Genomic DNA, 25,895 nt, shown 5'->3' on the forward strand with positions numbered 1-25,895 from the left:
AATTTAAGATGGATTACAAATTTGATTCGATGCTTCATCTAAAGCGGCTTTTAAGCTTTCCGCAAAAGTTTTCACTTCTTCATCGGTGAGCAAGACACCATTTTTCTTGGTGACAAAGAAAATATCTTCCGCACGTTCGCCCAGTGTGGCAATTCTTGCAGAATGGATATCCAAACCTTGCAACATGAATAAACCACCAATACGCGCCAACAGACCTGGATGGTCGAGGGTTGAGATTTCAACCATATGCTGCTGTAGTGTCGGGTTAAGGACAATATCGACAGTATTTTGCACATCAAAATGACGCAAATGACGTGGAATACGGCGTTGCATGATCCCCGGATATTGATCCGAATGGCTCAATGCATCAACCAAAGCGGCTTTCACTTTGCGTTCGCGATCTGGATCAGTCAACAATGTACCAAAACGATCAAGGACCAGATAAGTATCTAAGCTGAATGAAGTTGAAGCGGTGATAATACGTGCATCTTGAACATCAAGATTCATACGATCCAGTACTGCAACCGTGGTGGCAAACAGGTTGGGTTGATCACGGGTATAGATAAAGATCTGAACCGCATCATCAGCAGCATTACGATGCGCCCGTAATAAAACCAAAGGTTCTGGATTATCGCCGTGTTGCAGAATGGCTTGGGTATGCCAAGCAATTTCATTGGCTGACTCTTTGACAAAGTATTCATCGCCCAGCTCTTGCCAGACTTTCTCAACTTCAGCCAGAGAGAAGTCATTGACCAAGAGTTCACTGGCTGCAAACTTGGTATCTTCAATCAGCATTTGATAGTCAACTGGACGACCTAAGCCTGAGCGAATCACATCACGTGCATAGGTATACAGTTGGCGCATTAAGGACGCACGCCACGTATTCCACAACTTCGGATTGGTTGCGTTAATGTCAGCAACCGTCAGGGTGTAGAGATAATCGAGATGCTCCATATCACCGACTTTTTCAGCAAAGTCTTTGACTTCGTCAGGGTCTGAAATATCTTTTTTCTGTGCAGTGAGGGACATTAACAAGTGATTGTTAATCAGCCATGCAACCAGTTTGCATTCACGCTCGGTAAAGCCATGGGTACGGCAGAATTCAATCGCATCCAGTGCACCAAGTTCACTATGATCACCACCACGACCTTTGGCAATATCATGGAAAATTGCGGCCATATACACGATGTCATGGCGGGCAATACGCTGGAACACAGAGCTGACCACTGGGAATTCTTTGGCAAATTCAGGTTCTTTAAAGCGACTTAAATTGCGGAGTAATAACAGGGTGTGTGCATCGACCGTATAAATATGGAACAGATCGTACTGCATTAAGCCTGTAATCTGTCCAAAAGCAGGAATGTAATTGCCCAATACACCGTAACGCTTCATCGCTACCATGGTGTCATATAAATGCGGTGAGCGAATAATCGACATAAACAAGGCTTGATGTTCTGGATTGTCGCGGAAGCGTTGATCAATCCGTTTTGCAGCAAGCACCAGTAGGCGTAAGGTGCGGGCACGAATACCGGTAATTTCAGGTCGATTTGCCAATAAGTAGAATAGCTCTAAGATGGCAATTGGTTCTTCAGAAAATACTTTGTGATGTTGAACAGCCAGTTTTCCATCGACAATTTTAAAACGTTCATTAATATCAATAATGTGACGTTCATAATCAGGTAGGCGTGGGGTAATCACCGATTCATTGAAATAGGCGAGTAGCATTTCATTGAGCGTTGAAACTTGCTGCGCGGTACGATAGTAGCGCTTCATAAACTGTTCAACAGCAAAGTTAACAGGCTGACCTTCTTCACGCACATAACCAAATTTTGCCGCGATATCACGTTGATATTCAAACAATAAACGGTTTTCATCGCGTTTGGCTAAACGGTGTAAGTGGGTTCGAATTTCCCATAAAAAACTTTCTGCTTCTTCCAGTACACCCAGTTCAAATTCAGTGATAAAACCCAAATGCACAAGATCATAAATACGATTGACGCGGAAGTGACGTTTGGCAATCCAGCCAATCTGGTTGATATCCCGAATACCGCCTGGGGCATTTTTAATATCAGGTTCTAGATTACTTTCGGTATTGTTGTGTTGCGCATAACGTTTAGCTTGTTCAACCATTTTGGCATCATAGAAGGTTTGATCCGTCCATGTTTGCGCAACGATACGGCGTGGCCATTTTGCCAGTTGCTGATTACCTGTAATGAGACGTGCTTCAATCAACGTAGTGGCAACAGTTAAATCATTAATGGCTTGTTCAACACAGTTCTGAATGGTGCGAACGCTGATCCCCGGTTTGAAATTACCGACATCCCATAAAGATGATATAAAGGTCGAGATCAGTTTTTCTTGTTCTTCACTGATTTCATCCTCAGACAAAATCATGATATCAGTATCTGAATAGGGTAGCATTTCATGGCGACCATAACCGCCTACTGCAAATAAGCCCAATTCAGTTTGATCTAAACCTGCATGATTCCAAAGAAAGATCAGGGCCTCATCAATCGAGTCTGAACGCGCTCCAATCACTTCACGAATAGGTTGACCATTTTCATAGCTCTCCTGTAATTGCTTTTCTACATCCGTACGCCATTGGTTGATGGCTTGAATATCATGAAGACTGGTGACGTAGTTCAACAAAGGAGAGGTCTTGATCATAAAGCTGGATCTTCTATCAAAGCCCCTCTAAAAAGAGGGGAAATTGTGATAATAATAACCTAAGGTCATCTTAAGCGTTGGTTTGTACACTCACTTGGTCTGCGGCTTGCTGTGCCAATTCACGTGCAAGATCAGTCGTTTCAGCGCGAGCAGTTGCAACGCCCATACGGCGACGTTTAAAGCCCTCAGGTTTGCCAAATAGACGTAAGTCTGTGTTTGGATTGGCTAAAGCAAGATTCAAGCCAGTGAAACTCAAGTTTTTAGCATCAACACCTGCATAAATCACCGCACTTGCAGCGACACTATGGCGTGCTGTATTAACAGGTAGACCGAGAATTGCACGGGCATGTAATTCAAATTCACTCTGGAATTGTGAAGCTAAAGTGACTAGACCGGTATCATGAGGACGAGGTGAAACTTCACTAAACCAAACTTTATCGCCTTTAATAAACAGCTCTACACCGAAGATACCACAACCGCCTAAAGCAACAGTGACTTTATTGGCAATGCGTTTTGCTTCTTCCAGCGCAGCAGGCGTCATCTGTTGCGGCTGCCAGCTCTCGACATAATCACCCGCATCTTGGCGGTGTCCGATTGGATCACAGAAATGTGTTTCGATTTCACCTGTTTCTGGATTTTTAGCACGGACGGTAAGCAAGGTAATTTCAAAATCAAAATCAATTTGCGATTCAATAATCACAGTGCCTTGATTGACGCGGCCGCCTTGCATTGCATAATCCCAAGCGGCATCCACTTCATCAAAACTCTTCACACGAGATTGACCTTTACCTGAAGAAGACATGACAGGTTTTACAAAGTTTGGATAACCAATGTCATCACATGCAGCACGGAAGCTTTCTAAGCTATTGGCAAAGCGATAAGCAGAGGTTGGCAGGCCGAGTTCTTCAGCAGCTAAACGACGAATGCCTTCACGGTTCATGGTGAGGTTAACTGCTTTTGCAGATGGAATCACCGTTGCAGTTTGGCTTTGTTCAATTTCAATCAAAACTTCTGTGGCAATAGCTTCAATTTCAGGAACAATTAAATTGGGTTTAATCTTTTCAATCAGTTGTTTTAATTCGGCTGAATCAGCCATATTCAGGGTATAGGCATAATGTGCCACTTGCATAGCAGGCGCGTGATCATAACGATCTGCAGCATGAACTTCGACACCTAAGCGTTGTAAAGAAATCACAACTTCTTTACCTAGCTCTCCAGAACCTAACAGTAAAACCTTAAATGCAGAAGATTGAAATGGAGTTCCAAGAGTGACGCTCATGCGAATAATCCTATCCTGATTAATTTGTGTTTAAGCATAGCAGAACTTTTTGTCGAATTAAGCTTATATGCCACAAAAAACCTGCTTTTTGTTAGACAAAAAATAGCACTTCATCTGTGATTTGTCTGCTTATAGATTGACCTGATAATTCAATTGTAATTCATCTGCATGTTGACCACGGATTCCCCAATTGCATTTCGGTGTTTCAAAAATTGTAATTTCAATATCTTGTGTTGAAATCCCACATTGTTGTTGAATATAAGTGAAAAAATTTTGAATCAAACGTTTTTTTGCTTCAGTGCTTCTGCCTTCAAACATCGAAATTTCGATAATTAGATAATGCTGGCTCCGATCATTGGGATAGATAAAGTCTTCTTCCGCTAGCGCAATAAAACGCTGAAATTTCTTTTCGATGGGATAATTCAAACTTTCAACTAGCGCTTGATGGATAGCATGAGAAAGTTGATTCCTAAACTGCTCGATGGTGGTTTGTAAGGCATAAATCTTGATCTGTGACATTGTGGATGTCTTCCTTGTTGAAGTTTTAGTTTTTTATAGATGGACAAGTCTGACAGTATGCTGAACAAAAACATAAAATCAATTACTTAGAATAAAAAGCATTCTGCTGGGTAAATAAGTAACAAGCATTGAGAATTATTCCCAAATTGACTAGCATAATGTCCAAATGTTTCATCGGCGATTTGCTATGTCTAATCCAAACTCTCGTGTAACCGCAATCCTGTTGTGTAGTGCATTTTTATTGGCTGCTTGCGGAAACCCAAATAATGAGCCAAAAGAAAAGGTCGAAATCAAACCTGCGCCGAAACTTAACAACGATGCCACCACCTATGCCAATACAGCATGGAAGTTGATCAATGACATCGATCCGATTGTTTATCATAAACAAGTGACTGAGATTGAAGAAAAAGTCAGAAAACCATTGCGTCAGCTCAGCACTGATTGGCGTATCAATGTCAAAATGACCGATTCCGTAACGGAAGGCAAATATGCATTGTGTCGTAAAGCATTGACCAGTTTGGATACATGGGCACGTGATGTAAAAGATAATGCCAATGCATCGACTCAGAAGCAGGCTGATTATGAGCGTGATAAAGCACAATGTAAGGATGCAATTGATAATCCAGCGCTAGGCAATACTTCACCTAAGTAAGCATGTAGAAATAAAAAAGCGAGATGTTTTATCTCGCTTTTTTATGGTTAAAGTCATCAAACGCTTATGAGGTTTTGACCGTTTTTGCTGCTTCCTGTTTGGCTTTGGTTGCTGTGGTATTGGCTGCTTTTTTCGTATCTGTTGTTGCTTTCATCGCATCGTGTTTCGCAGTATCTTTCATTTTCGTCATGTCATGCTTTGCAGTATCTGTTGCTTTGGTTGCTTCTTTCTTGGTTTTTACCACACTTGTTGCAACACATTTGCCGCCTTTGTGATTTGGTCCTGTACCACCTTGAATTTGAGTTCCTTTCGGGCAGGCAAATGCGCTAGCGCTGAGTACTGTAAATAGGCCTGCTGTTAAAATCGTTGCAATTTTTCTCATGATTGTCATCTGCATCGGGTAAGCGATAGTGCTTAGCTTTAATGTATGCGTGTTCAAGACAAGAAAGCAGACTGATTTTGTGAAATATTTTAGGGCATCAGTAGTATTTTATAGTGAGAGTTTATCTTTTAATTTATGTTTAAGCTTAAAAGCATATTGCAAAAAAATGCTGTGCTTATTCATTTAAAATACAAGAAATTATACTTACGCTTTTAGGTGACCGACTGTTGCCAATTTTCTAAGCCGATCTAAATCAATGACTTCGATTTTCTTAAAACCAAGCTGAATGACGCCTTGCTTTTCAAAAAGGTTGAGCTCTTGATTTACAGTTTGTCGAGATACCGTCAACATATTGGCCAACTGGTCTTGTGAGATTTGAATACTAAAATCCTGAATAAAGGAACGATTGCCATAGCCCTCTAAAATAAACAATAAGCGTTGTGCCAGGCGCTGGGTAATGCTTTGGGTTTGAATCGCAATTTGCTCTAAAAATACATAGCGTAGTTTTTGACTGGTCAGCAGGGCAAAGTAGTACCAGTAATACGGATTTTGCAGCAAGAAATCATTGAGTGGTTGTGCTGGTATTTGCAGCACCACGCTTTTCTTCAATGCAATCGCATCATGTGAGCGGGGTTGCTGGTCGATGAGGGAAATTTCACCAAACCACATGATCGGTTCCGCAATTGCAGCAATCGCTTCATTGCCATTGACGTCGATATAACCCAAGCTAATTGAGCCTTCCAATACGCCATAAACCCCATCAAATCGATCTTGCGCACTAAAAACGGCTGCATTTTTTTCGAAGATATGTTTCTTGCCATGTTCAATAATAAAGTTTTGAAAAGGCTCGGCTAGATGGCTAAACCATGAGTTTTGCTGCAAATGTTGAATATAAATCGAATCTAGCACAACGGGTTCCTTTGAGAAAAATAAATCCATTTGTCAGCTACATGACAACTTCGCTGCAATATTTCTTATAGATTAACAGCATAAACGAATGATATGAGGAATGAGAAATGACAAATTTGGAACGTCTACTTAGTCAATATGCGGCTTATCACTTAGATCGAAATAATGTTGTGACCCATTTTGTGGGAATTCCCTTAATTGTTTTTTCTATTCTATGTTTAACTGCACGTGCTGGCGTAGAAATTTCGGGCTTTTCAATCACTTTGGCCATGTTGCTTATCGTTCTAAGCAGTATTTATTATATTTCACTGGATAAGTTATTCGGTATTTTGATGCTGATTTTATTTGTCTTAGCATATCCTGTGGCTGTGAAAATTGCGGCTTTACCAATGTGGAATTGGTTAGGTGCGAGTATTGGTATTTTTGTGGTGGGTTGGGTGTTTCAATTCGTGGGTCATTATTTTGAAAAGAAAAAGCCAGCCTTTGTTGATGATGTGATTGGTCTCGCCATCGGGCCTTTATTTGTTTTGGCTGAATTTGTTTTCTTACTGGGTTTCCGTAAGCCGTTGCATCAACGGATTTTAAAAGAAGCCCAAATCAAACGCGCTGAAATGGATATGAAGCCGCAGACGGTGTCTTAAGTCGTCAGTTTGATGTAAAAGCCGATATCAAGATGAGTCGGCTTTTTTATTTGGATGAAAGAGCACTTATAGCGAGTGATATCAGTACGCTTTTGAAAACGGTTAAAGTTGAGCAATAAATTTCTGAATCGTTTCGATGACTAATTCGGGATGTTCTCGATGGGGGAAGTGACCACATTGCGGGAGGATATTCGTTTCAGCGTGGGTATATTCAGCCAATCGTTTGGGTTGTTCTACACTGCCATATTCATCATGCTCACCATGTACGATCAGCATTTTGGCGGAGACTGCCTGTAAATCTGATTGTAATGACCAATCTCGAAACTCAGCAGAAAGCCATGTTTCTGTCCAAGCATCTAAAACCCATTGTGCTTTTTCAGCATGATATTTTTCTAGGCGTTGCAGTTGTTCAGGTTGTTGAAAGATTTTTTTAGCCGTAGTGATACCATCCAACGTTTTCTGTTCAATATAGGCTTGTGCTGCAAGCGTGATGACTGCTGTACATCGTGAAGGATATTGTGCTGCAAAGCTGACCGCCATACCTCCACCGACGCTATGACCAAGCGCAATCACTTGTGGTATTTCAAGTTGATTTAAAAGTTCAATAATCACTTGGGCTTCTTGTTGAATAAAATGATGAGATAGCTTAGAGAGAATAGGATCTGATTTGCCAAAGCCCAAACGATCATAGGCAATCACAGTTCGCTGAGTTGCGATCGCAAGTTGTTCTGGGAAATCCCGCCAGAGTTGCACACTACCAAGTGAATCATGCAGCAATAGGATTGGAATTTTATTATCTGTGTGTTGTGGCTGCCATATTTTTAGAAAGACATGTGCATGCTTTATCGCAAGTATTTGTTCTGTGATATGTAAAAGTGACATTGAAGCGAGGCCAAGTGTATAAATTGATCAAAGAATAATAAAAACTATCGATCTGATATAGCTATAATCGTGAATAAGGATAGTCTGATCGTGCCATTAAAATGAAAAAAATCGCCATTATTGTCTATGATGGATGCTGGGCCATGAGTATGATGATGCTGAAAGATTTCTTTCATGTCATTAATTTACTATCAATCCGGCAAAGTCAAGCCGAAAGCTATCAAGTTGAGATACTGAGTCTAGATGGTTTAGCCAAAACAAGTGCCAGTGGTCCAAGTATCGAAGTCGATGACAAAGTTAGAATGGAGTCAACTTATGATTTAGTCATTCTTCCCAGTTTTGAAGGGAATCGGCTTATTCAGATCCAAGAAGAAAATAATGACTTGGTCGACTGGCTTACAAGTCAAATACAGCAACAAACACCAATTCTCGCGCTCACAACAGCTGCTTATTTTTTGGCGGCTACTCAACAATTGCAGCATGTCCTGCTTGCGACCCATTGGGCGTTTCTGCGAGAACTAAAACGGTTGTTTCCTCAAAGCTCCTTTACTGCCAATCGAAATTATTTGCAAAGTGAGCAGATTTATACGACAGGTACATTGCTTGGAACGTTTGATGCTTTGCTGGGTATTGTGGCACAACAGAAAGGGGATTATTTTGCACAACTCTGTGCCAGTCATTTGTTAATGCACGCTCCACAAGAACTCAATCCTGTACTGCCAAATTTTCGAAATCATTGTGATGAAGCCGTGTTGCAGGTGCAAGATTGGCTTGATATCAACTTTCCTCAGGAAAATCGTATTGCTGATTTGGCCAAGCAATTTAATTTTAGTGAGCGAAATTTAAAACGGCGGTTTCAATTAGCGACACAGATTTCACCCAATCAATATTTACAGCAGGTGAGAGTAGATAAGGCCAAGAAACTATTATTAACCACGGAGATGAATGTACAGCAGATCGCCTATGCGGTGGGCTATGAAAATGTCAGTTTCTTTATCCGCGTATTTAACAGAATAGCTGGCGTCACACCACGTCAGTGGCTTAAATAAAAAAACCGCCAATAAGGTCATTACTGGCGGTTTGGAAATCAAAAAACTGATTTATACGTTAAAGCGGAAGTGTAATACATCACCGTCTTGAACAACATAGGTTTTACCTTCTAAACGCCATTTTCCTGCTTCTTTGGCGCCGTTTTCACCGTTATATTGGATGAAATCATCATAAGCCACACATTCAGCACGGATAAAGCCTTTTTCAAAGTCAGTGTGAATCACACCCGCTGCTTGTGGCGCAGTCGCACCGACTTTAACCGTCCAAGCACGAACTTCTTGTACGCCAGCAGTGAAGTAAGTTTGTAAGCCAAGTAAGCTATAACCTGCACGAATGACGACGTTTAAGCCTGGTTCTTCCATGCCCATCGCTTCCAAGAATTCAGCGCGATCTTCATCTTCTAATAATGAAATTTCAGCTTCGATCTGGTTGCAAAGGGGTACCACAATGGCATTCTCTTCAGCAGCAAGTTTTTTTACTGCTTCAAGGTGCGGGTTGTTTTCAAAACCGTCTTCTGCCACGTTGGCAATATACATAGTTGGTTTAAGTGTCATTAAACCGAAACCGCGAACTGCTTTACGTTCGTCATCAGAAAGGTCAGCTGCACGCGCTGGTTTACCTTCATCAAGTAAAGGTTGGATTTTTTCTAAAACCGCTTTAGTTGCAAGCGCTTCTTTATCGCCACCTTTTGCCGCTTTAGTTAAACGTAACAAGGCTTTTGCAACGGTATCAAGGTCAGCAAGTGCAAGTTCAGTGTTGATGGTTGCGATGTCATCTAATGGGTCAATTTTACCATTTACGTGAATCACGTTTTCATCTTCAAAACAACGAACCACGTGTGCAATTGCATCTGTTTCACGGATATTGGCAAGGAATTGGTTACCCAAGCCTTCACCTTTTGATGCACCAGCAACCAAACCTGCGATATCAACAAATTCCATCGTGGTCGGAATAACACGTTGCGGTTTAACAATCGCTGTAAGTTTGTCTAGGCGTGGATCTGGAACAGGGACAATACCTGTATTCGGCTCAATGGTACAGAACGGAAAGTTTTCAGCTGCAATCGCTGCCTTTGTTAATGCATTGAACAATGTAGACTTACCTACGTTTGGCAGACCAACAATACCGCAATTAAAACCCATGAAACCACTCACAAATGTGTTATTTAAAAATTGCTGCTGATTTTACATGAAAGCCATGACAAAGTCAGGTCATGGCGAGTGTGGATTTTTATTTCGAGCTTAAACTTTGCGTTTATCCAGCTGTTTGGCAATATTATCGCCTGTGGTTTGTACCAACATGACCAAAACAATCAGGACTAAAATCACCGCAAGCATGACTTGCATATCAAAACGTTGATAGCCGTAGCGATAGGCGATATCGCCCAAACCGCCTGCACCAATGGCACCTGCAATGGCAGAAGAACTGATCATGGTCACAATAGTCACAGTAAAACCTGCAACAATCCCCGGTAAAGCTTCAGGAAGCAATACATGCCAAAGAATCTGCTTGCGGTTACAGCCCATCGCTTGTGCTGCCTCAATCAACCCTTGATCGACTTCACGTAGACTGACCTCTGCAATACGTGCGAAGAAAGGAATCGCGGCGATGGTCAACGGCACAATTGCAGCCAAGACCCCATAGCTGGTTCCGACAATCCAGCGGGTAAATGGAATCAAAGCCACCATTAAAATCAGGAAGGGTACAGAACGGGTAATATTAATTACCCAGCCTAATGACTGATTGATTTTTTTGGAAGGATAAATCCCAAAATCAGCAGTACTCACCAAAATTAAAGCAATTGGCAGACCAATCAAAAAGGCGAGAATCGCTGAAACACCGACCATGATTAAAGTATCGGTAGTGCCTGTCAGTAATAGATCAATGAGTTGATTGTACATAACCGATCACCTCAAGTTGTGTTATTGCAGGATGTTTTTCAGATTGTGAGTGGTTGAGATCAAACTCGAGATTGCGAATCCCAATGATTAATGAGCCGATGGTACGCTGCTGAATGCTATCAATTTGACTGTAATACACCTGAACGGGGCTATTAAAGCCATCCAATAGTTCATATAAATCAGGCACCGATTTCGATTCACTGACATATTTCAATTTTAAAATCTGATGCGTACTCCGAGGAAGAATGGTTTGGCTCAGTTCAAAGGGTAAATTCACCTGTTCAAAATTGAGTAATTCCTGCGTGATCTGTTGTTGCGGATTGGAAAATACTGACCAGACTTGTCCAGCTTCAACGATTTCACCCTGATCAATCACGACCACTTGATCGCAAATTTCTTGGATGACCTGCATTTCATGGGTGATCAAGACAATGGTTAAACCAAGGTCTTGATTGATCTGTTTTAATAAGGACAGAATATTGGCGGTACTTTCAGGGTCCAGTGCTGAGGTGGCTTCATCACAGAGTAGGATTTCAGGCTGAGAAACCAAGGCCCGTGCAATACCGACACGTTGTTTTTGTCCACCAGACAGTTGAGCAGGGTAATCATTTCGCTTTGCCTCTAATCCCACCAGCGTCAGTACCTCACTGACCCGCTGTTCGATCTCAGCCTTGTCATAACCCGCAATACGTAGCGGTAAAGCCACGTTTTCCCACACCGTTTTCGCTGACATTAAATTAAAATGCTGAAAAATCATGCCAATTTTCTGCCGAGTTTTGATCAACTCGGCATGGCTGAGTTCAGCAATATTTTGTTGGTGAATCAAAATACTGCCTGTATCAATCGACTCCAATCCATTGAGGGTACGCAGTAGGGAGGATTTACCAGCGCCACTTTTTCCGATAATCCCAACAATCTGTGCTTTGGGAATATCAATATTAATGTCTTTTAAAGCATGTAAGCGTTGGCCCTGTACATCATAAAACTTATTTAAACCACGTATTTTCAGATGCGGGACTGAAAAATCGACCTGTGAACCAAAACTCACCATCATCGTTCTCCTTATTTCCAACCTGGGAACCACAGTGTCTTGCCAAAATCGCTATCCAAGGCCGCTTTAACTTTGGGTGAGTTTTGATAAATCTCGACAAATTTCTGTAGCTTGTTGTCTTTGTCCTGATAGTCATCACGCACCACAAATAAAATCGCATAACGTTTATTGGTGTTGTCATCAAACAATAAGGCACTTTCAGGATCAGCCGTTTTGGCTAAACGTAAGTAATGTGGATAGCCAAAAGCGAGATCAACATCATCAATGGCACGTGCAGTTTGTGGGCCTTCAACTTCGGTAAATTTCAGGTTCTTCGGATTCGCTGTAATGTCTTTCAGTGCTGAAAGATGATTATTGCTATCTTTCAGCTCAATCAACTTGGCTTGTTGTAACAGTAATAGCGCACGGCCTTGATTGACAGGATCATTCGGAATCGCAACAGTGGCACCATTCGGGAGTTCATCAAAACTTTTATATTTTTTTGAATACAGTCCAACATGCGAAGCCGCACCCGCAGCAAATGACTTTAATTTAAAGCCAGTTTCTTTAATGGCATTATCCAAAAAAGGTTGATGCTGGAAAAAGTTCGCATCAATATCACCATGATTCAACGTGATGTTTGGGGTATTCCAATCGGAAAACTCGACCAATTTGACATTCAAACCTTGCTGTTTGGCTTCATCCGCTGCAACTTGCAATGGATGGGCAAAAGAAGGACTGATCCCAATCACCAGTTCACTGCTATGGTTCTGTCTTTGTTTATTCCAAATTAATAAGGCAATAATCGCAACAACGACGACAAGGCCAATACCAAGCCATTTTTTAGAGGCTGTTTGAGCCATATATTTCTCCAATTCTTTTCTTAAATGTTAAGCACTAATTTCTTCAATTATTTTTAGGTCATCTGCGTTGTTATGCGGTTTACATCGGAACTGATCAGCAGGATGGCTTGTGGACAAATGATCGCCTTGGGCAAATAGTTTGTTTCGCAGTGAACCCGTTGCATATTCAGTTTTATAACGTCCACGTTGCTGTAATTCAGGAATCACTAGGCGAATGAAATCATGGTGTGATTCAGGTGCAACCGTACGCGTCAGGTTAAAACCATCAATGCCCGTTTGATCGAGTAGTTCAATCAGGTATTCCGCAACTTCAGTACCGCTACCGACAATCAGGGGATAACGTCCACCCAGCACATGCTGTGTTTTTAAGTCATTCTTGCTGATGCGCTGTTCTTTAAATTTCTCATTGACGGAAGCAATGCTATTGCTCTTTTGATAAGGAATCGCTTCATCATCTGCAAACTTGGCAAGATCAATACCGACTGAACTGGCATAATGTGCTAAACCTGCTTCAGGGCTGGCATATTGACGATATTCAGCCAGTTTTTGCTGGGCGAGTTCATGTGTTTCCGCGACGACAACGGTAATGCCGACAAAGATTTTAATCGCATCTTCATCTCGACCTTGTTGCTGTGCTTGTAGTCGTATTTTATTAACTTGCTGACGAATCTTTTCAGGTTGATCGCCGCCAATAAAAATACATTCGGCATGACGCGTGGCAAACTGTAGTCCCTTCGGTGAAGCACCTGCTTGGAAGAGTGTTGGCGTACGTTGAACCGAAGGCGCTACCTGAAACACACCTTGGCTTTGGTAATATTGCCCTTGATGATTGATCGAGTGGACCTTGTTCGGATCAGTAAAAACGCGCTGTTGTTTATCTTTCTTTAAGGCATCATTTTCCCACGAACCTTCCCAATATTTATAGCAAAGCTGTAAAAACTCCTCGGCCTGATCGTAACGCGCATCATGATCTTTTAAACCTTTTTGCCCAATCAAACGTTCGGCACTATCCAGATAGCCTGTGACAATATTCCAGCCCAAACGACCTTGAGTTAAATGATCAAGACTGGCAAATCGCCGTGCAAATTGGTAGGGCTGTTCATAGCTGAGATTGACGGTAACACCAAAGCTTAAATTCTGCGTGACCAAGGCCATAGCTGAAATCAGGGTGGAAGGATCATGACTTGGTAACTGAATCGATTCTTGCAGGGTGAGATCGATGCCATTCTGATAGACATCATAAACACCTGTAATATCAGCAAGGAATAAGCCATCAAACAAACCCTGTTCCAGAGTCTGTGCCAATTCGGTCCAATAACTCAGCTCATTAAAGCGATGTGATTGGTCACGCGGATGCGTCCATAAGCCATGATTGATATGACCGACACTGTTCATATCAAAGGCATTTAACAAGATTTTTTTAGCAGTCGTTTGACTCATTACAAAGTCCCCCGACGTGGAGGCAGAATGCCATTCAACACATAATTACCGATAAAGTAATATTTCCAGCGTGCAGCATCATGCAAGGTATGTACACGCGCATTACGCCAATGACGATCCAACCCATCAGCACGTTGACTGCCACGGCTGCCAGCTAATTCAATTAATTTTGATGAGGCTTTTAATGCAGTTTCAGTACTATGTGCACGTACTTTTGCCACATCAATTGAAGCTTTGGCTAAGCTCTCAGCATTGAGGTCTTGTTTTGCAGCATCGACAGATCGAGCTGCTTGTTTCAGTAAAAGTTCGCTGGCTTTGACATCGGTTGCCACACGACCAAGCTCAGACAGAGTTAAGGGGTCTTGAGTAGCGGAATCAATATTTGCATCAATCCAAGGGCGGGCGACACGCACACGCTCCAGTGTTTCTTCAAAAGCAGCACGAGCAATCCCGACTTCAATCGCGGCATGCATAATTTGGGCAAATGGCCCCACCAAAGATAGCTGCTTAAAGGCAGTATCAAAAGGAATCACATCCTCTTTGGCAACAAAGACTTGATTAAATTTGACTGTACCGCTGCCTGTGGTACGTTGCCCAAAGCCAGACCAGTCATCAATCAGCTCTAAACCTTGGCTATCTCTTTGTACAAAGGCTAAAAACTCATTGCCCGTTTCATCAAGCACTAAAGTTGGAATACGATGCGCAAACAAGCTGCCCGTGCAATAAAACTTTTCGCCTTGAATCAGATAACCGTTTTCGCTTCGGATTAAAGTAGTTTGTTTATGTGCAGAGGTACGGGTTTTAAATTCGGCCAGCGCATTACCAAAACGCGCACCTTGTAACACTTCTTGATAGAGGCGTTTCTTTTGCGCTTCCGTGCCAGTATTGCGTAATACTTCCAATGCATAAAAATGGTTTTGTGGAATCTGACCGATTGAACCATCCGCACCGCTAAACAGCGCAATGACTTTGGCTACGGTTAGGCTGGAAACTTCTGCACCGCCATACTGCTTAGGTACCGTAATCGCCCATAAACCTGACTGACTATAGGTTTCGATTTCAGTAAACGGCAAGTTTCGATTGGCATCGCGTTCAACTGCCGCATGTTTAAACTGCTGACTGAGCTGGGTCGCAATTTCCAGCGCTTCGGTATCGCTCTGAATAATATGCGCCGCTTTAAAATTAGTTTTGGCAAAACTTTGTAATTCTTGATAAGAGGTCATGATGATTTGCTCCTTAAATCCAGGCATGGCGGGCAGGGTGTGTACCATTGAGGTAATAATCACCGATGGCATGGAATTTCCAACGCACAGGATCATGTAAGGTATGTACGCGAGCATTGCGCCAATGCTGATCAAGATTATGTTGGCTCAGACTGGCACGGCTGCCACCAAGTTCGAGTAGTTTTTCTGAGATATGCAGGGCAGCATCATTGGCATAGATCTTTGCTTCTGCCACTAAAATAGAGGCGTGAGCAGCTTGCTCAGCAGAAATTGCAGCGATTTGATCAAGTTCATCTAGATATTCAGCAGCATCATCCAGTAATAAAATGGCTGCATCGAGCAGGATGTTGAGCTTGCCAACTTCTTGTAGTGTGTAATGTTCTTCACTGGCTTTTTCTACACCTGCATCAATAATGGGACGTGCTTTACGAATGCTGGATACGGTGTCATCAAAAGCTGCTTCAGCAATGCCAACATCAATGGCAACTTGTAAAAGTTGAGAATACGCACCGCGTACATTTGGGGTGTCGGCAATAATGCGTTCATCAAAAAATAGTGTAGGATCAACGACAACGTTGTGTAGTTTTACCGTTCCACTGGCTGTGGTCCGTTGACCAAAGCCATTCCAGTCATTAATCACTTCAACACCAGCAGCATATCGATCAACGATCGCCAAGACGGTGTAGCCATCTGGATGCAAGGCACGAATCGCTAACCAATCTGCAAAGCTGGTACCAGTCGAGTAAAACTTTTCCCCGTTTAAAAAGTATTGACCATTTTCCAAGCTTAAAGTGGTTTGAATGGCTTTGGTATCTTTGGAGTTTTTTTCAGGCCCACCATTGGCAATACGTTTACCTGCCAGAATTTCAGCGTAGATAAACTGCTTTTGTGTAGCTGAACCTGTAATATTAATAAAATTTAATAACCCAAATTGGTTTTGCGGAATTTGTCCAACATTGGCATCGGCTTTACTTAAAATACGAAACACATGGGCCAAGGTTTTATTGGAGACAAAAGCACCACCATATTGTTGCGGTACACGGATTCCCCCCAGACCTTTTTGGCTAAACTGAATGATTTGTTCGGTGGGTAAAACACGATTTTGATCTCGATTATTTCGATCTTCTAATGCAAAGTCAGCAACTTGATAGGCAGCATTAATGGCCTGCTGATCATTTGAAATCAGTTGTGTTTGAACTTGAATCACTGATTGATTACTGGACATGTGAGCACCTCTAATAGATAAGAGACACTTTACAAAAGTTTTACTTTTCAACTAAACCATCAGTTATGGCTTGTATATCACAATAATTCCTAAGCATTTTTTATGAGAAAAATAACAGAAAAATTAATATTAAATATTTATATAAAACAATAATTTGAATTTTTATGCTGGTTTGTTAAACAGTATAAAAATTCATTTTCTATGAATGAGAGGAATAATCTCACCATGAAAATTTATAAAGCGACTTCGCCAAAATTCAAAAAGATCGAACGAAAAGGACATTGTATTCATTAACTTTTACTTCTAAAGTAGGGAAAACCTTATGTTTGATCGAGTAGAAAAATAAATTTGGAGAGTTTATGCGGGTTTTATACCAATTTCCTTTGTCCCACTATTGTGAAAAAGCTCGCTGGTTGTTAGATCATAAGGAATTGGACTATGTGGCACATAATTTAATTCCAGGTTTCCATCGTGCGTTTACTTATCTAAAGTCTGGGCAATATTTATTGCCAATGCTGAAAGATGATAAGCGGTGGGTTGCTGATTCAACACAAATCGCTTTATATCTTGATACGACCTATCCTGAACATGCGTTATTGAGACGTGATGAGCAGTTACGTGAGCAAGCTTTAGAAATTGACAAGCTGACTGACGAGCTTGGTGTACATGTTCGTCGCTGGTCATTGGCACATGCGCTTTCGGTTGGCGATCATCCACTTGAAATCATGATGGGCGAGCAAGGCTATTTGCGCCAGTTCGAGAAGATTTCTAAACCAATATTAAAAAGTCTGGTGTCGACCAATTATAAACTCAGTCCTGAAAAAGTGGCGCAGTCCAAACTACGGATGACTGAGTTGATTAGTGATCTGAATCAGCGTCTGATTGATAATCAAGGGCGTTATATGGTCGGTGATCGTCTGGGTTTGGCGGATATTGCGGTCTGTTCAATTCTTGCACCCTTATTGGTGATCAAAGGTACGCCGTGGGAACTCGAGAATGACGATATTGAACAGTTTGATGGCGAACTGAAGCAATATTATGACTATTTATCAGACCTACCGATTGGGCAATATGTACAGCGTATTTATGCCACTGAGCGTAATGCGCGCGTTGATTGGCGTGGTTTATAAATCAGATTTTGAGTCGAAAAGCCCTGATTGATTATAATCGGGGCTTTTTTATGGGAAAGAAAATTGAAAAACTATTGATAAAGCAAAAAATAATTAGGGAATAAAATTAATTTTTAAAAGAAAATTCGTTTTAAGCAGAAAATATTAGAAATTATTGCCAAATTTACTTTAAAAAAACTGAAAAGAGGGAAATAATTGTGAAAAGGCTTTGTTATCTTATGTTTCAGGGTGTGATGGGGATCGAAACGAGTTGTTCAACTATTGGGAGATCAGTTGAACAGTTGCTCAAAAGGTCTTGTTTCGGCTTTGAGACAAAGATAAACCAAAAGTTTATCGGAATCATGTTTGCGTTATCCATGCAGCATCGTCAAAAGTTAAACGAATGTTTTCCCTTGACCCTTAAAAATTACTGAGTGAGCAGTTCCGATAAAAACATCGATTGAAAGTGAGGACTGTAGAATGGAATTGGATCGTTTTGATAAACAAATTCTTGAAATTTTGACCCATGAAGATGTCAATCTGAATGAGCTATCAGAACGTATTAACCTTTCGGTTAGTTCAGTGCATCGTCGCATTAAAAATCTGATCGAATCCCAAGTGATGGGACAGCTCAAACGCGAAATTAATTTTAATAAACTCGGTTTTAGTTTGCATATTCTTTTGCAGGTTTCGTTGAGCAAACACGATAGTGAAACTTTTGATAAATTCCTACAAGAAATTGAAGATATTCCAGAAGTGACCAATGCCTTTCTCGTGACAGGGCAGAGTGCAGATTTTATTTTGGAATTGGTCGCACGTAATATGGATGACTATAGTGAAATTCTATTACGCCGTATTGGTAAGATTGACAGTGTCGTCGCACTACATTCAAGCTTCGTGATCAAAGAATATAATGTCTTTAACTGCTATAAACTTTTAAATAAGCTATAAAAAATGCATCTAAAAAGATGCATTTTTTACTGATCTGAATGTATTAAGCATCAAGTTGCGTTAATACATCTTCAGAGAATTCAACGTTGGTATAAACGTTTTGAACATCATCAAGATCTTCAAGCATATCAATCATTTTCATGATTTGTTTAGCTTGATCAATATCATTGATTTCAGCTTTAGTCGATGGGCTCATCACAACTTCAGCATTGTCAGATTTTAAACCTGCTGCTGTAAGTGCATCTTGAACATCACCAAAGCTTTCTGGGCTAGTAATAACCAAGATGCTATCTTCATCGATCTCGATATCATCAGCACCTGCTTCTAAAGCAACTTCCATGACTTTGTCTTCTAAAGAAACATCTTCAAAAGAAATTTCACCGCGCTTGGTGAATAGGTAAGCCACCGAACCATTGGTACCTAAGTTACCATTGGTTTTAGAGAAACAATGACGAACATCTGGAACAGTACGGTTTAAGTTATCGGTCATGGTTTCAACGATAACCGCAACACCACCAACGCCATAACCTTCATAGGTAACTTCTTTTAAATCATCATTGTCTTCACCACCAGCACCACGTTGGATTGCACGGTTGATGGTGTCACGTGTCATATTCACAGACAGTGCTTTTTCAACTACAGCACGCAAACGAGGGTTACTCGCCGCATCTGGCCCGCCCAAACGTGCAGCGGTTACGATTTCACGGATGTATTTAGTAAAAACCTTACCGCGACTTGCATCTTGTTTAGCTTTACGATGCTTAATATTGGCCCATTTAGAATGACCCGCCATGGAAGTAACTCCAAAAAATAAAACTTAAAAAAAGTGCAGGAATATTAGCATAGCGATGGTTTTGTTGAAAACTAGCATCGCTCATATTCAAACTTTAAAATCTTGATCAAGCGTCAAAGATTGATCAAATAGATTGGATTAATTAGCTAATTTTTACGTCTATGTCGTATTCCGCATAAAGCGCTTTGATCTTTTCCAGATCTGATTGTAAATCGCTTGGGTAAATTTTCCCTAGAATGCCACCTTGCTTGGTACGGGCATTGGCATACATCAAAATAATTGGCACATTGGCGGCTTTGGCGATATGCCAAAAACCAGTGCGGATGGGTTTACGTTCTTCACCATCTTTTGCACGCGTTGCCTCAGGCGCAATCACCAGATTAAAGCTGTCATTTTGATTAAACAGCTCAACCATTTGCGTCACGATATCTTTATTGGCTTTTCGGTCGACTGGAATACCACCTAAACGTTCTAAGATTGGTTTTAGAGGGCCTTTGAATAATTCTTTTTTGATTAAGGTATGAATTTTGAGTTCTAAAATTTCAAATAAAGCGAGGGAGAGGATAGTATCCAGATTCGATGTATGCTCAAAGCCAATAATGACTTGTTTTTTTTCTAAAATGCTTGGGTCTACGTTATATTCCCAACCTGTTGCTTTAAAAATAGATTTTCCTAAAAATTTTTTCATGTTTATCATCATAGGCTTTGAGTCGCAGCAGTGTAATACGAGTTTTCAGGAAAATACATATCCTAAAACACCAGATGAAAAAAAATGGATGTCTTATTAATGATCAAAATAGTGCAATATGATCTTTACTCAAGCTGGGAAGATCAGATAGAATCAGCGCAGTTTATGATTTTTAACATTATTTTCGTAATTTGATAAAATCATCTGCTTGTAATTTAAGTTAAATTTGACTAAGATCAGGCAGCATTAATCATACATAAAATATGATTTAAGTTTAGGGCCTATAGCTCAGTTGGTTAGAGCAGCGGACTCATAATTCAGAAGTTACAAAAATATTTAAGCAATAATAGACAATATCAAACAATAATTCGCAATAAATTTTAATACTAACTTTCTAATTTTAAATACAATTTTTTTTATTATGCAATATTAAGCAATAATATACATTAATTCGCAATAATCCAAATGCCTACATATCGCCTACATGTTTGTAAGAGGGTGCCTACAAAGTGCCTACATGCCTACACAGAAAAAAGCCGCTTATGTGTAAGCGGCTGATGATGTGCTGGAATGCGTTTGTTTTGAGAAATATTCAATCGCATCCTGCTTTGTATAAAGGATAGTTCTTCCTTCTTTGCTGAATGGAATACCACCTCCAGTGCAGCGTTTAAGCTGGAACCATGGTAGAGACTTTTTATACACGATTGCCAATACTTCCGGGGTGAATGTTGCATCTTTAGGAGCGGCCCAATACTTGATTGCTTCCGCTGCCTTTTCCTCTGATGTCATTCGATCTAATATGGTTAACCGTACTTTACCTTTCTTTTCGATAGTAGCCATAAATAGTACCTCTTTAACAAATTACCTAAATGATTGATTTTGTATCGATAGCGGATTTCCGCTATCGATACCTTTATCAATGTTTTATACCTGTACGATCTTTTTCCATTTCAGTTGCTATAACTTCAACAACATCATTGAGAATTTTTCTGAAATGCTCAGGGCATACTGATTCAGAGAACTGAGTTATGCCCAAACCCATAATGTGATACACAAAATTGTTGGAATCCTTGGGGTCCACTTTTTTTAATTGCTCTGCTATAGGAGCAATTAACGTACTGAATATGTGGTTTGCAGCATCTTCAGGTGAACCTTCAAAGCTACCTGATACGTGTACTTCAGCAATCGGCTTTTCATTCATTTTCGTTTCCTTCTTCTTCACCAGGTAAATTTGGTTTGTACATCCAAAAATCTACGGAATCCTCGTCGAATAATTCATCACCAACATTGGCGTTAAAGAAATATTCGTAGTCTGTTTCGTCGTCCTCATCATCGTTGCAAAAACATCCGCAATCGCAGTTGCAATATGATTCTTTTTCGATTGGGCGAGCTATATACCAGCCATGGTAAATGCCACCCTTATGGCTGATTGAGAAAAAGACTTCTTTGGATTGAAGTGTATCTTCATTATTTTTAGAAATTGGCAATTCTGGTTTTTCACAAAAAGCATTTACCCACGGAGATACTGGAATTTCCTGATAGTCAAATGGCTTTGCCCACCATAAAAATGGCCCATCCTCAGTATCGTAAGCGCCAATTAAAAAATGTTGAGGGGTGGGCGGTAAAGGCTTCCAATTGGTCCAATTTGAGCAATCATCGCCTAATGTCTCAGTGAGATCATCATAGTCATATTCTTGGGTAATGACTTTGATGCCAGCATTGCGTTCTAAAATTGCCAATTCTTCTTTTGAATGGCCGCGTTCTTCACCATCGTTCCAACGTGGATCTACCAGGTGCAAATCAGGATGTGACCAATTAAAGATATTTCGTGGTAATGAAACGGGTTGTAATTGCTTAATCATTGGATTCACCCTTAACGTAGACGATTTTTGCGTTTAGCGAAGGTGCCACGGTTCCAACCGATTAATTCAGCAGCTTTCGTAGCATTACCGCGTGTGAGGACTAATGCTTTTGAGATAACAACATCTTGGACATGGTTTAATACTTCCTGAACTGCACTTGGACTTAAATCCAAGGCTTCATCAATATTAGACTCACGCAAAATTATATTGGTACCAGTGGCATCTCGTTTAGCGACTAACTCACCATACTTAATAGCTTTGGCAACTAGAAATTCGAGTTGTTCAGCTTCGTCATTTGTAAAACAATGATCAGAAATCATTTTGTTTTTTAGTTGGTCAAGCTCGTTATATAAAACATCGACTGCAGCTTGTATATCCGTAGGCATATTCATAATTAAGCAACCTCTGTTTTAGTTAAATGAACTTGAGCTTTCCCATCGACGTATTTCCATGTAACGGTATCAAGGCCGAAAATATCCTTTAATACACTGTCGAGCTGGTCAGCATCGAGTAATACTTCTTCGGTAATGACAGTGCGTTTTTGAACCATGCTGCGAAATTCAATTACCTTATCCTGAATGCCTTTATTTACAGGAACATTTGGTTGTACTTCTGAATCTGGAATATTCAGTTTAGGGACAGTCACCTTTTGTACTGGTGCCGCATTTTGTTTTTTTGTTGGGGCAGGTGGTTTCACCTCAGGTTCTTTGTCTAAATCAGGGATATATAGACGTTCATCTCCGACTGTTTCCAAACGAACAGGGAATTGGTAACGACGTACGCGCATTAATTCCGAATCAAATCGACCACGCGCACCGCCAAGGATAGATAAGGCTTTATCAAGAGATATACCTTGTGGATTGTTTTTAAAAAGCTCAATTAGTCTATTTAGATATGTGACTGTTGGACTTTCTTCTTTGGTGACACGTACTGGCATAGTTTCCACCTTATTAATAAAATTAGGTTGATGTGAAACTGTTTGAATTTCTGGTTTAAGTTTCCCACCTAAACTCCAGACACCATCGTTATTTTCGGCTCTGATTATGGTCAGCACTGTCTTAGTTGTCTTATTACTAAGTCGGCAATTATTCATAATTTGCGAAATTTCTAAGCCAAAAGGTGCATCAACTAAAGCATTTGTGACAGCTTTAATTGCCTTTTCTAACGCCTGATTTTCCGTAAATCTGCGTAATTCTGCTGCTGTATTCATCATTTTCTCCAAAAACAGGATGTCTGGTGTTTCAGAAATTCAAATCAGAATTGGATATCCTTATCGGTTTACTTTTAAGAGTGCTTTTTCAAGATATGGATCGAGATCAGGCTGACGTAATAGCCACAGCACATAATCTTTAGGAATTTCGTTGATTGGTGTGCCTTTGTGCTTCCCAAAAGTGATTATTTTGGGAATACGAGCAATTTCAGACATTTGAAAAAGGGAGGCCATGTCACGGATAGCCAATTTTTCACAGATTTTCTTGAGAATTGTAGCGGTTAAGCAAATATCAACTTTTGCACTGTGCGCATTGCGAATACGGTCACGTGCACCAGCAGAACCCTCGGACAGCATGTAAATTAAAGCTGAGATATTGTGTGCTTCGGCATGAGGCCAAGCCATACGAGACAAAGCTAAAGTACAAATAGCCTTAGGCTTAAAATCCTTATTGCTAATTTGTAGAACTTTAATGTCGTAATCGATGTTATGACCAATGAAGTACTCGCAGTCCTCTGGCACTTTAAAAGTGTCGTAACTTGGTTTGCCTGCGATATCTTCTTCAAGAATGTGGTGCACCGCCATGGCTGCAAATGAGATTGGGTCAGGGCATGAGAAGTACTCATCATAAATTTTTGACCCATCTACAGAGATCAACCCATCAACAAATGCACATGGAACATAGGCGATTTCGATTGGATAACCTTCAAGTGTGTTGGTTTCAGTGTCAGCAATATATGCGCTCATGCGTTTATACTCTCGCGTGCAAATTTTTCAATATCAGTTTTGACGGCTTCAAATTTTGAAGCTTCGATTTGTGTTAAAGCATCTATGCCTAAGTATTCGCAGGTAGACTTAATATCTAATCCACGTTCATTGATAAATGCCTGAAGGTGGTCACGTTGCTGGTTTGAAATCAGCTTATTTTTACTGGCATTGTTAGGAGGTGGGTTTTGGCTTTGTTGCTGGCGTTGGTCAGCATCACCTTTCTTAACTTGTGTATTGGTTGCAGAAGTTTGATTGGTACCAGATTTAAGTGAGTTGTTTCCTTGTGCTGAGCCAACATGACTATTGTCAAAGGCGGTAGCATCGTGCTGAGCATTTTGTACTGCATATAAATGCTGCTCGATTTCAGAATGTTTTTTACAGCAAGCATTGTTTAAAACTTCGTAAAACATAGGGTACGTACGAATAATTTGGTCAAAATGTTTTACGGCCTGTTCCAAAGGCATATTGAGAGGTAAGTCCTCAATTTGTTTTAAAGCACGATCACAATCAGCTTGTGTTGGAACATGATTCTTCTGACGCTCATTTTTAATAATTTCATTTGAGTGAGCATCAAGATCATCTTTAGAATCATCAATCTGTAGTAAATTACCCAGCGCATATTTTTTAGCGTAGCTTTGGTATGCAGCATATTGTTGGGTCTTAGATACTTTCTTATTGCTGGCTAAGTCACGATCAAAGTCAAATTCAGCAACGCCAGGCACTTCACAGACAATATAAGTATTATCTTTGAATACCATGTATGCATAGATTTCAAATCCATCATCAAAATCAAATTTTCGAGTTATGACTGTGCATTTATGCTTTAAAAGTACTGGTTTAAGCGCTTCTTGGATATCCTCAGCAGAACGATACTTATAACCACCGCCGAACTCATTTGTGTGGCCTTTAGGTGCTTTAAGCTCGTTAATAACTTTCAGGTAGGTCAAATGATGGAAAACTTGAACATAATCGCCAGGTAAATCCAAAGGGCTGTTGGTCGGTTTGACTAATAAATCCTGATTGATTGCAGTATTCATGTTTATAACCCCTTATTTGATTTAGCATTGTTATATGCCACACGCTGATTTGCGCTATAACGTGGACGCTGAAAACAATCTTGACTGAACATGATTGCCTTCTCTTTTTTTCGTTGAAAGTTAACTTCTTGCTGCAAATTTTTAAGAATCCATGGCTTAGATTCCAGAAGATCAGCGCGTACAGGTTCACCGCCTGATTCTTTTTCAAGACGAATATCAGTGAACTGATAATTAGTTGAAAATGTCTGTGGACCTAAACGGACGTGGTAACGACCACTGTCGTCGCGAGTAATAAATTCGCGGAAAGGGGTAGTGAAACGTTTAGTAGTCATTTAAACGCCCTCCAAAAGATTATGTTTTTTGATATACGCTACGATTGCAGCGTTAATGGCTTTATGATCTTCAAAGTTTGTGAAGTCACTGAATTCGTTGGTACCAGCCATGTTTGTGATGACACCAATTTCAAGAATTTGAATATCAATAACAGGTTCAGCTACAACACCTGAGTATTGAATCTTGCTGTTGAATACGAATTTCACAGGGACTTTAAAGTTATCCATGTCGATAACAGCTTCACCAGTGATATCTGAAGAAAGATGGGCAGCCATAACCTCGTAGCTGCTTTTTGTTAATTCCGCGGCATACTGACTGTAAATTGGCTTAGCTTGTTCAGCCTTAAAGTGATCGTATTTATCGAGAGCGGATGCAACACCAAAAATCAAACCTGATGCGATTAGCATTGTGCCGGTTAGAACTTTCCAAAAAGGTAAAGTTGTCTCTGGTGGGTTGTCCAAAGTAGCGTTTTGTTCCATAA

29 protein-coding genes are annotated in these 25,895 nt (G+C 40.6%); 5 read left to right on the forward strand and 24 right to left on the reverse strand.

The window, feature by feature from the left end; translation table 11 throughout:
- Window positions 1-3 precede the first annotated feature (3 nt).
- The 3 genes from glnD to F902_RS09575 form a co-directional block, all read right to left on the reverse strand.
- Window positions 4-2,667: a [protein-PII] uridylyltransferase gene (glnD, locus tag F902_RS09565; protein ID WP_005189443.1), complete on the reverse strand. Its 2,664-nt coding sequence runs from the start codon at window positions 2,665-2,667 to the stop codon at window positions 4-6.
- Window positions 2,668-2,737: 70 nt separating this feature from the next.
- Window positions 2,738-3,955 carry a formate-dependent phosphoribosylglycinamide formyltransferase gene (gene purT, locus F902_RS09570; RefSeq protein ID WP_171061120.1) on the reverse strand — a complete coding sequence of 406 codons (1,218 nt, stop codon included), beginning with the start codon at window positions 3,953-3,955 and terminating at the stop codon, window positions 2,738-2,740.
- Between the two features lie 120 nt (window positions 3,956-4,075).
- The gene (locus tag F902_RS09575; RefSeq protein WP_005202987.1) at window positions 4,076-4,465 is read right to left on the reverse strand and encodes a tautomerase family protein; all 390 of its coding nucleotides are present in this window, start codon (window positions 4,463-4,465) and stop codon (window positions 4,076-4,078) included.
- Window positions 4,466-4,652: 187 nt separating this feature from the next.
- On the opposite strand from F902_RS09575, the gene F902_RS09580 reads away from it, so the two are divergent.
- The gene (locus F902_RS09580) at window positions 4,653-5,117 is read left to right on the forward strand and encodes a hypothetical protein (RefSeq protein ID WP_005202989.1); all 465 of its coding nucleotides are present in this window, start codon (window positions 4,653-4,655) and stop codon (window positions 5,115-5,117) included.
- Between the two features lie 64 nt (window positions 5,118-5,181).
- Here F902_RS09580 and F902_RS09585 read toward each other — a convergent pair whose 3' ends face one another.
- Entirely contained in the window at window positions 5,182-5,499 is a 318-nt protein-coding gene (locus F902_RS09585) for a hypothetical protein (RefSeq protein ID WP_004807838.1), read from the reverse strand.
- Window positions 5,500-5,703: 204 nt separating this feature from the next.
- Window positions 5,704-6,408, reverse strand: coding sequence for a Crp/Fnr family transcriptional regulator (locus tag F902_RS09590; protein ID WP_004807836.1), 705 nt, complete (start codon window positions 6,406-6,408; stop codon window positions 5,704-5,706).
- A gap of 107 nt (window positions 6,409-6,515) precedes the next feature.
- On the opposite strand from F902_RS09590, the gene F902_RS09595 reads away from it, so the two are divergent.
- Entirely contained in the window at window positions 6,516-7,049 is a 534-nt protein-coding gene (locus F902_RS09595; RefSeq protein ID WP_005202993.1) for an Mpo1 family 2-hydroxy fatty acid dioxygenase, read from the forward strand.
- Window positions 7,050-7,151: 102 nt separating this feature from the next.
- Here F902_RS09595 and F902_RS09600 read toward each other — a convergent pair whose 3' ends face one another.
- Window positions 7,152-7,931 carry an alpha/beta fold hydrolase gene (locus F902_RS09600; protein ID WP_005202994.1) on the reverse strand — a complete coding sequence of 260 codons (780 nt, stop codon included), beginning with the start codon at window positions 7,929-7,931 and terminating at the stop codon, window positions 7,152-7,154.
- Window positions 7,932-8,032: 101 nt separating this feature from the next.
- Between F902_RS09600 and F902_RS09605 the strand changes: the two genes are divergently transcribed.
- Window positions 8,033-8,980 (forward strand): GlxA family transcriptional regulator, encoded by a 948-nt coding sequence (locus tag F902_RS09605; protein ID WP_017402283.1) that lies wholly within the window; start codon window positions 8,033-8,035, stop codon window positions 8,978-8,980.
- 51 nt (window positions 8,981-9,031) lie between these two features.
- Here F902_RS09605 and ychF read toward each other — a convergent pair whose 3' ends face one another.
- From ychF to F902_RS09640, 7 genes are all read right to left on the reverse strand, one after another.
- Window positions 9,032-10,123, reverse strand: a complete 1,092-nt coding sequence (gene ychF, locus F902_RS09610; protein WP_005203001.1) for a redox-regulated ATPase YchF — start codon at window positions 10,121-10,123, stop codon at window positions 9,032-9,034.
- 99 nt (window positions 10,124-10,222) lie between these two features.
- Window positions 10,223-10,882, reverse strand: a complete 660-nt coding sequence (locus tag F902_RS09615; protein WP_004639351.1) for a methionine ABC transporter permease — start codon at window positions 10,880-10,882, stop codon at window positions 10,223-10,225.
- Window positions 10,863-11,933 (reverse strand): methionine ABC transporter ATP-binding protein, encoded by a 1,071-nt coding sequence (locus F902_RS09620; protein ID WP_005203003.1) that lies wholly within the window; start codon window positions 11,931-11,933, stop codon window positions 10,863-10,865. Before F902_RS09620 ends, F902_RS09615 begins: the two co-directional genes overlap by 20 nt.
- 11 nt (window positions 11,934-11,944) lie before the next feature.
- On the reverse strand, window positions 11,945-12,775 hold the full coding sequence (locus F902_RS09625; protein ID WP_005203005.1) for a MetQ/NlpA family ABC transporter substrate-binding protein: 831 nt from the start codon (window positions 12,773-12,775) through the stop codon (window positions 11,945-11,947).
- A gap of 27 nt (window positions 12,776-12,802) precedes the next feature.
- Window positions 12,803-14,215 (reverse strand): LLM class flavin-dependent oxidoreductase, encoded by a 1,413-nt coding sequence (locus F902_RS09630; protein ID WP_005203008.1) that lies wholly within the window; start codon window positions 14,213-14,215, stop codon window positions 12,803-12,805.
- A complete protein-coding gene (locus F902_RS09635; protein ID WP_005203010.1) occupies window positions 14,215-15,438 on the reverse strand; it encodes an SfnB family sulfur acquisition oxidoreductase in 1,224 nt (407 codons plus the stop codon). Before F902_RS09635 ends, F902_RS09630 begins: the two co-directional genes overlap by 1 nt.
- 13 nt (window positions 15,439-15,451) lie before the next feature.
- Window positions 15,452-16,663: an SfnB family sulfur acquisition oxidoreductase gene (locus F902_RS09640; RefSeq protein WP_005203012.1), complete on the reverse strand. Its 1,212-nt coding sequence runs from the start codon at window positions 16,661-16,663 to the stop codon at window positions 15,452-15,454.
- Window positions 16,664-17,022: 359 nt separating this feature from the next.
- Between F902_RS09640 and F902_RS09645 the strand changes: the two genes are divergently transcribed.
- Both F902_RS09645 and F902_RS09650 read left to right on the forward strand, forming a co-directional pair.
- Window positions 17,023-17,793, forward strand: a complete 771-nt coding sequence (locus F902_RS09645; protein ID WP_005203014.1) for a glutathione S-transferase family protein — start codon at window positions 17,023-17,025, stop codon at window positions 17,791-17,793.
- Window positions 17,794-18,252: 459 nt separating this feature from the next.
- The gene (locus F902_RS09650) at window positions 18,253-18,723 is read left to right on the forward strand and encodes an Lrp/AsnC family transcriptional regulator (protein ID WP_004661600.1); all 471 of its coding nucleotides are present in this window, start codon (window positions 18,253-18,255) and stop codon (window positions 18,721-18,723) included.
- A 43-nt stretch (window positions 18,724-18,766) separates the two neighbouring features.
- On the opposite strand, the gene F902_RS09655 is transcribed toward F902_RS09650, so the two are convergent.
- The 11 genes from F902_RS09655 to F902_RS09705 form a co-directional block, all read right to left on the reverse strand.
- Window positions 18,767-19,516 (reverse strand): YebC/PmpR family DNA-binding transcriptional regulator, encoded by a 750-nt coding sequence (locus F902_RS09655; RefSeq protein WP_004653079.1) that lies wholly within the window; start codon window positions 19,514-19,516, stop codon window positions 18,767-18,769.
- Window positions 19,517-19,658: 142 nt separating this feature from the next.
- Window positions 19,659-20,204, reverse strand: a complete 546-nt coding sequence (locus F902_RS09660) for a 1-acyl-sn-glycerol-3-phosphate acyltransferase (RefSeq protein WP_017402284.1) — start codon at window positions 20,202-20,204, stop codon at window positions 19,659-19,661.
- A gap of 540 nt (window positions 20,205-20,744) precedes the next feature.
- Window positions 20,745-21,044 (reverse strand): hypothetical protein, encoded by a 300-nt coding sequence (locus F902_RS09665; RefSeq protein WP_005203017.1) that lies wholly within the window; start codon window positions 21,042-21,044, stop codon window positions 20,745-20,747.
- A 76-nt stretch (window positions 21,045-21,120) separates the two neighbouring features.
- Entirely contained in the window at window positions 21,121-21,405 is a 285-nt protein-coding gene (locus tag F902_RS09670) for a hypothetical protein (RefSeq protein ID WP_005203022.1), read from the reverse strand.
- Window positions 21,398-22,066: a hypothetical protein gene (locus F902_RS09675; RefSeq protein WP_005203023.1), complete on the reverse strand. Its 669-nt coding sequence runs from the start codon at window positions 22,064-22,066 to the stop codon at window positions 21,398-21,400. The genes F902_RS09670 and F902_RS09675 overlap by 8 nt, the downstream gene beginning before the upstream one ends.
- Window positions 22,067-22,077: 11 nt before the next feature.
- A complete protein-coding gene (locus F902_RS09680) occupies window positions 22,078-22,458 on the reverse strand; it encodes a helix-turn-helix domain-containing protein (protein ID WP_005203026.1) in 381 nt (126 codons plus the stop codon).
- Between the two features lie 2 nt (window positions 22,459-22,460).
- Window positions 22,461-23,276 (reverse strand): hypothetical protein, encoded by an 816-nt coding sequence (locus tag F902_RS09685; RefSeq protein WP_005203028.1) that lies wholly within the window; start codon window positions 23,274-23,276, stop codon window positions 22,461-22,463.
- A 60-nt stretch (window positions 23,277-23,336) separates the two neighbouring features.
- Window positions 23,337-24,023, reverse strand: a complete 687-nt coding sequence (locus tag F902_RS09690; RefSeq protein ID WP_005203030.1) for a hypothetical protein — start codon at window positions 24,021-24,023, stop codon at window positions 23,337-23,339.
- Window positions 24,020-25,081, reverse strand: a complete 1,062-nt coding sequence (locus tag F902_RS09695) for an ERF family protein (RefSeq protein ID WP_005203032.1) — start codon at window positions 25,079-25,081, stop codon at window positions 24,020-24,022. Before F902_RS09695 ends, F902_RS09690 begins: the two co-directional genes overlap by 4 nt.
- Window positions 25,082-25,083: 2 nt before the next feature.
- Window positions 25,084-25,413: a hypothetical protein gene (locus F902_RS09700; RefSeq protein WP_005203034.1), complete on the reverse strand. Its 330-nt coding sequence runs from the start codon at window positions 25,411-25,413 to the stop codon at window positions 25,084-25,086.
- Window positions 25,414-25,893, reverse strand: a complete 480-nt coding sequence (locus F902_RS09705) for a hypothetical protein (RefSeq protein ID WP_005203036.1) — start codon at window positions 25,891-25,893, stop codon at window positions 25,414-25,416.
- Between the last annotated feature and the right edge of the window lie 2 nt (window positions 25,894-25,895).

Origin of the sequence: Acinetobacter higginsii (genome assembly GCF_000369525.1) — a bacterium.
Classification (GTDB): domain Bacteria; phylum Pseudomonadota; class Gammaproteobacteria; order Pseudomonadales; family Moraxellaceae; genus Acinetobacter; species Acinetobacter higginsii.

Coding starts and splice junctions, on each gene's coding strand:
- F902_RS09640 (WP_005203012.1), bottom strand. CDS start 16,663: ATGTCCAGTAATCAATCAGTGATTCAAGTTCAAACACAACTGATTTCA.
- F902_RS09705 (WP_005203036.1), bottom strand. CDS start 25,893: ATGGAACAAAACGCTACTTTGGACAACCCACCAGAGACAACTTTACCT.
- F902_RS09655 (WP_004653079.1), bottom strand. CDS start 19,516: ATGGCGGGTCATTCTAAATGGGCCAATATTAAGCATCGTAAAGCTAAA.
- F902_RS09600 (WP_005202994.1), bottom strand. CDS start 7,931: ATGTCACTTTTACATATCACAGAACAAATACTTGCGATAAAGCATGCA.
- F902_RS09645 (WP_005203014.1), top strand. CDS start 17,023: ATGCGGGTTTTATACCAATTTCCTTTGTCCCACTATTGTGAAAAAGCT.
- F902_RS09620 (WP_005203003.1), bottom strand. CDS start 11,933: ATGGTGAGTTTTGGTTCACAGGTCGATTTTTCAGTCCCGCATCTGAAA.
- F902_RS09635 (WP_005203010.1), bottom strand. CDS start 15,438: ATGACCTCTTATCAAGAATTACAAAGTTTTGCCAAAACTAATTTTAAA.
- glnD (WP_005189443.1), bottom strand. CDS start 2,667: ATGATCAAGACCTCTCCTTTGTTGAACTACGTCACCAGTCTTCATGAT.
- F902_RS09695 (WP_005203032.1), bottom strand. CDS start 25,081: ATGAATACTGCAATCAATCAGGATTTATTAGTCAAACCGACCAACAGC.
- F902_RS09575 (WP_005202987.1), bottom strand. CDS start 4,465: ATGTCACAGATCAAGATTTATGCCTTACAAACCACCATCGAGCAGTTT.
- F902_RS09595 (WP_005202993.1), top strand. CDS start 6,516: ATGACAAATTTGGAACGTCTACTTAGTCAATATGCGGCTTATCACTTA.
- F902_RS09585 (WP_004807838.1), bottom strand. CDS start 5,499: ATGAGAAAAATTGCAACGATTTTAACAGCAGGCCTATTTACAGTACTC.
- F902_RS09580 (WP_005202989.1), top strand. CDS start 4,653: ATGTCTAATCCAAACTCTCGTGTAACCGCAATCCTGTTGTGTAGTGCA.
- F902_RS09665 (WP_005203017.1), bottom strand. CDS start 21,044: ATGGCTACTATCGAAAAGAAAGGTAAAGTACGGTTAACCATATTAGAT.
- F902_RS09685 (WP_005203028.1), bottom strand. CDS start 23,276: ATGAATACAGCAGCAGAATTACGCAGATTTACGGAAAATCAGGCGTTA.
- ychF (WP_005203001.1), bottom strand. CDS start 10,123: ATGGGTTTTAATTGCGGTATTGTTGGTCTGCCAAACGTAGGTAAGTCT.
- F902_RS09630 (WP_005203008.1), bottom strand. CDS start 14,215: ATGAGTCAAACGACTGCTAAAAAAATCTTGTTAAATGCCTTTGATATG.
- F902_RS09615 (WP_004639351.1), bottom strand. CDS start 10,882: ATGTACAATCAACTCATTGATCTATTACTGACAGGCACTACCGATACT.
- F902_RS09605 (WP_017402283.1), top strand. CDS start 8,033: ATGAAAAAAATCGCCATTATTGTCTATGATGGATGCTGGGCCATGAGT.
- F902_RS09700 (WP_005203034.1), bottom strand. CDS start 25,413: ATGACTACTAAACGTTTCACTACCCCTTTCCGCGAATTTATTACTCGC.
- F902_RS09670 (WP_005203022.1), bottom strand. CDS start 21,405: ATGAATGAAAAGCCGATTGCTGAAGTACACGTATCAGGTAGCTTTGAA.
- F902_RS09625 (WP_005203005.1), bottom strand. CDS start 12,775: ATGGCTCAAACAGCCTCTAAAAAATGGCTTGGTATTGGCCTTGTCGTC.
- F902_RS09675 (WP_005203023.1), bottom strand. CDS start 22,066: ATGATTAAGCAATTACAACCCGTTTCATTACCACGAAATATCTTTAAT.
- F902_RS09690 (WP_005203030.1), bottom strand. CDS start 24,023: ATGAGCGCATATATTGCTGACACTGAAACCAACACACTTGAAGGTTAT.
- F902_RS09660 (WP_017402284.1), bottom strand. CDS start 20,204: ATGAAAAAATTTTTAGGAAAATCTATTTTTAAAGCAACAGGTTGGGAA.
- F902_RS09680 (WP_005203026.1), bottom strand. CDS start 22,458: ATGAATATGCCTACGGATATACAAGCTGCAGTCGATGTTTTATATAAC.
- F902_RS09650 (WP_004661600.1), top strand. CDS start 18,253: ATGGAATTGGATCGTTTTGATAAACAAATTCTTGAAATTTTGACCCAT.